The sequence below is a fragment of the Variovorax sp. P4_D9 genome, from assembly GCF_056401695.1.
This window is the reverse complement of sequence record NZ_JBFUIU010000817.1, coordinates 1-3876: the sequence shown is the minus strand read 5'-3', so window position 1 is coordinate 3876 and position 3876 is coordinate 1. Positions and strand designations below refer to the sequence as shown.

General features: G+C 59.9%; 3 protein-coding genes and 1 pseudogene. 3 read left to right on the top strand and 1 reads right to left on the bottom strand.

The features are described from left to right. Positions 1-816, bottom strand: an 816-nt coding sequence (locus AC1DY5_RS45915; RefSeq protein WP_478121044.1) for a LysR substrate-binding domain-containing protein, incomplete at its 3' end; no start/stop codon positions are given. Between the two features lie 142 nt (positions 817-958). Here AC1DY5_RS45915 and AC1DY5_RS45910 point away from each other — a divergent pair. The 3 genes and pseudogenes from AC1DY5_RS45910 to AC1DY5_RS45900 all read left to right on the top strand — a co-directional run. Continuing rightward, the gene (locus AC1DY5_RS45910; protein WP_478121043.1) at positions 959-1975 is read left to right on the top strand and encodes a porin; all 1017 of its coding nucleotides are present in this window, start codon (positions 959-961) and stop codon (positions 1973-1975) included. A gap of 63 nt (positions 1976-2038) precedes the next feature. Continuing rightward, positions 2039-3616, top strand: a complete 1578-nt coding sequence (locus AC1DY5_RS45905) for a sulfatase family protein (protein WP_478121042.1) — start codon at positions 2039-2041, stop codon at positions 3614-3616. 16 nt (positions 3617-3632) lie between these two features. After that, positions 3633-3876: pseudogene (locus AC1DY5_RS45900) on the top strand (tripartite tricarboxylate transporter substrate binding protein); the annotation flags it as partial.

Below are 3876 nucleotides of genomic sequence, written 5' to 3'. Positions count from 1 at the left end.
AGGCAGACGCTTGAAGCGCCCGGCCAAAATATCGACCTCCATCGCACCCAACGGCCCCAGCCAAATCGCGTCGGTTGTGAGCAGCATGGTCGAAGCGAACTGAGTACTGAGCGCTTCCAAGCTAGACGGCACGCGCGATACGCCATGGCGCGCCAGAAAAATGTCGGCTGCGCGACGGATGTGGGTGCCTTCGAACGGAAGGATGAGACGATGGCTTAGCACCGCCCCAAGCACATCGCCGACAGCTTCACTAAAGATGGGATGAGATGGCTTCGCGATGAAGACAAGTGGTTCGGTATAAAGCTGCTCGAAAGTCAGCCCAAGCATTTGTGCAGGATCTCCCATTCGACCCACCACAAAATCAAGCTCGCCCACGGTCAGTCGCGACAGCAATTCTGCGTTTGTCCCGGTTATCACCTRCACCTTCGCTTGCGGAAGTGACTCCAGGAACGCCGACATTGCGACTGGAAGTACCGTCGCCGCTACGTTAGGTAAAGCTCCCACAACGACAGGCACGGCTGTCAACACTCCGACCCGGCCGATGGCGTCGCAGCCTTCCTTGATGCCCCGGAGCGCGACGCTGGCAAATTCGAAAAGCATCTGCCCCGTCGGAGTGAGTTCCGCCCCACTGTGAAGGCGCCTTACGAGCGTTTGCGCCGTGATCCCTTCCAGTTCACTCAAAGTCTTTGAAATGGCTGGAACTGAAAGGGCCAGCGCGGCGCCCGCGCGCTTGAGGCTGCCAGTTTGAGCCACCGCAACGAAGCATTTGAGGTGACGCAGCTGGATGGATGCCCATACGTGGGTCGAGTTAACCATCGGTAAACATTCTCCGTGCATTTATCAATTTCATTTGCCGTTGAGCAACTTTATCATCACGCCGTCGGCCCTGCTTTGATTTTTTCTCACTGATCAGTACGGAACTGACGGTCGGGGCTGCTGACGGTTCGCTGCTGGCTACATGAAGAGACATCAAATGAAGAGGCATACTCCAATAACCGCCTTGCTCGCAATCCCTCCGAGTGCCAGTGTTCAGGCCCGGCAAAGCAGCGTGACAATCTATGGCGTGGTCGATGCTGCCATCGAGGTGGCGAGCGATGTCACAGCGGTCGTAACGCCAACCGGAGCTGGATCGTGCCTGGTTCGGATGCCAACCTTGACCGGGAGCTTGCCGTTGCGACTCGGTTTTCGCGGCAGCGAAGACCTTGACGGCGGCGGCCTGCGGGGCATTTTCGCCGTCGAAATGAGCTTCGCAACGGACTCCGGGTTGCCTCAACAGGGCGGCCGCGCCTTTGGCAGGCGGTCCTACGGTGGTCTGTCTAAGCCGTGCGGTCAAAAGTCGCTGGGCCGCCAGCGGAACATGACCTTCCACGCAACTGTTGACGCTGACGTTCTCGGCCCTGAGCAGTACTGGACTGTGGGCGGCGCAGCCGCAACGAACTGCCCCGGAGAGTGCGCGACCGCCAGGCCGGCGTGCCGGCAGACTGCGATGACCAAGTACGACGGCGCTAACTCAGGGGGCGGCCGCCGCCTACGACTGTATGAATGGCGGCGCCGGCGCTGCCTTCACATTGACAGCGAGCAGCTCGCACGACACGCGCAGGATTGCAAGTGGCTACACAAGTTTGGTGATCTCAAGCTAGGTGCCGACATCTATTGGCGGACGAGCGACGGCACGCAAGCGCTGCCCCGCAGCGACTTGATATTCCTCGGCGAGTCCTACCCGATTGCTCCGCAGATCACCGTCGATGCAGCTATCGCCAAACTGGACATCAAAAACTCCGCAAACGACRCCACCATGATTTCAGCGAAGGCGACCTACGCATTCTTCCAGCGCAGCGCCGTTATCTGCTCGTTGGTCATATCTCCAACGGCGGCGCTTCGCGCGTCCCGCTTTCGACGAGCACGGGGGGCAACTTGCCGCCAGTTGGCGGCTCTCAAAAACGGGCTGGCAGTCGGCACCCGACACTTGTCCTGACGCGACCTCAAGTACGGCGCAGTCGTCCATCGCTACTTTACGTACAGCTCGAGCACTGAGCACATGAATCGTCCCAACTTTCTCCTGTTCATCACCGACCAGCAGCGTGCGGATCACCTCGGTGCCTACGGCAACGCGGTAGTCAAGACGCCGCATATCGACAGACTTGCCCAACGCGGATGGCGCGCGGAAAGGTGCTATGTTGCCTCGCCGATCTGCATGCCCAACCGCGCATCCTTGATGACAGGAAGGTTGCCGTCAGCGCATGGTGCACGGCACAACGGCATCCCATTGCCACTCTCTGAGGTGACGCTGCCTGAGCGTCTTCGAGACAGCGGTTACGCGACGGCGCTAGTGGGCAAATCGCACTTGCAGAATATCAGCGGTCTCCCGCCGGCCTGGCCCCGGTCTTCGGACCGAGTTACGTCGGGCGAGGCCCGGCGCGCCGAGTCGGGACGCTTTGATCAAGAGTGGAAACCGTCTTGGCAGGCTGATCCAGACTATGACGCTGACGTGCCGTTCTACGGGTTCGAGCAGGTGCGTTTGGTCATCGACCACGGCGATACCGCAGGCGGCCACTACCGGCGCTGGCTCGAGCAGTGTCATCCCGATGTGGCGAAGATTGCCGGCCAAGTGCATGCAGTACCCACACCCGAGTTCGAGCTGTCGAGGTTCGGACAGGCCTGGCGGACGCGGGTACCAGAGGACCTGTCAACCAGCTCCTATGTCGCGGCGCAGACTTGTAAGTATCTCGACGCCTTCGCGCAGGGCGACAAGCCCTTCTTTATACAATGCTCCTTCCCGGACCCTCATCACCCTTTTACGCCGCCCGGTCGATTCTGGGACATGTATCGACCGGAGGACATGGAGTTGCCGGCGAGCTTTCACGCTCCCATAGCCGGTGAGGTTCCGCACCTAGATTGGCTGCACCGGCAGCGTAATGAAGGACGCGCGGAGAGGCGCTCTCCATCTGTCTTCGCAGCTTCCGAACGGGAGGTGCGGGAAGCACTCGCGCTGAACTACGGCGCCATCAGCCACATCGACGAAAACGTCGGAAAGGTGCTTGCCCGCCTCGACTCCCTTGGACTTGCGACCAACACGGTCGTGATCTTCACGACCGACCACGGAGACTACTTCGGAGACCATCAATTGCTCTGGAAGGGCCCCCTGCACTACCAGGGCCTCACGAAGGTGCCGCTGATCTGGTCCGATCCAATTCTGCAAAGCGCAGGGGAATCCGGCGAACTGTGCTCCACCATCGACATCATGCCGTCCATCCTTGAACGGGCGGGCTGCGTGCTTCACAACGGGATACAGGGTCGATCCTTGGTGCGCCTGATGAGCGAGAACATATCGCTGGAACGCGACGCGCTGATCATCGAAGAGGAGGGGCAGCGCTGTCTATTCGGATTTTCATCTCGGATCCGGATGCGCACACTGCAGACGAAGCGCTACCGCATGAGCGTGTACGAACTCGCCGATTGGGGTGAACTCTACGACCTCGATACAGATCCTGGCGAATGTCGCAACCTGTGGGGAGACTCGCGTTGCGCATCGCTACAGCAGGAACTCATGCACCTGCTGATCAGGAACCTCATTCGTTACAGCGAGGAGAGCCCCCACCCAACCGCTCTGGCCTGAATAAAGGAGACAAAACATGCATTCAAACTCGCCAATTCCCAGCTCGCGTCGGAGACTGATACTGAAGGCGTTCGCAGGCTCTTTGAGCGCGCCTCTTATTGCTCAGACGGCAATGGCGGCAGTCGATGGTACGGTAAAGCTCATCGTCAACTTTTCGCCGGGCGGGGCTGTCGACATCATTGCGCGCGAGCTGTCGGCACAACTGACCGCCTCGACCAAGCGAACGTTCATCGTCGATAACGTTACTGGCGCCGCAGGAC

Excerpts from the sequence above, each read along its gene's own strand:
- AC1DY5_RS45905 (WP_478121042.1), top strand. The coding sequence starts at position 2,039 with ATGAATCGTCCCAACTTTCTCCTGTTCATCACCGACCAGCAGCGTGCG.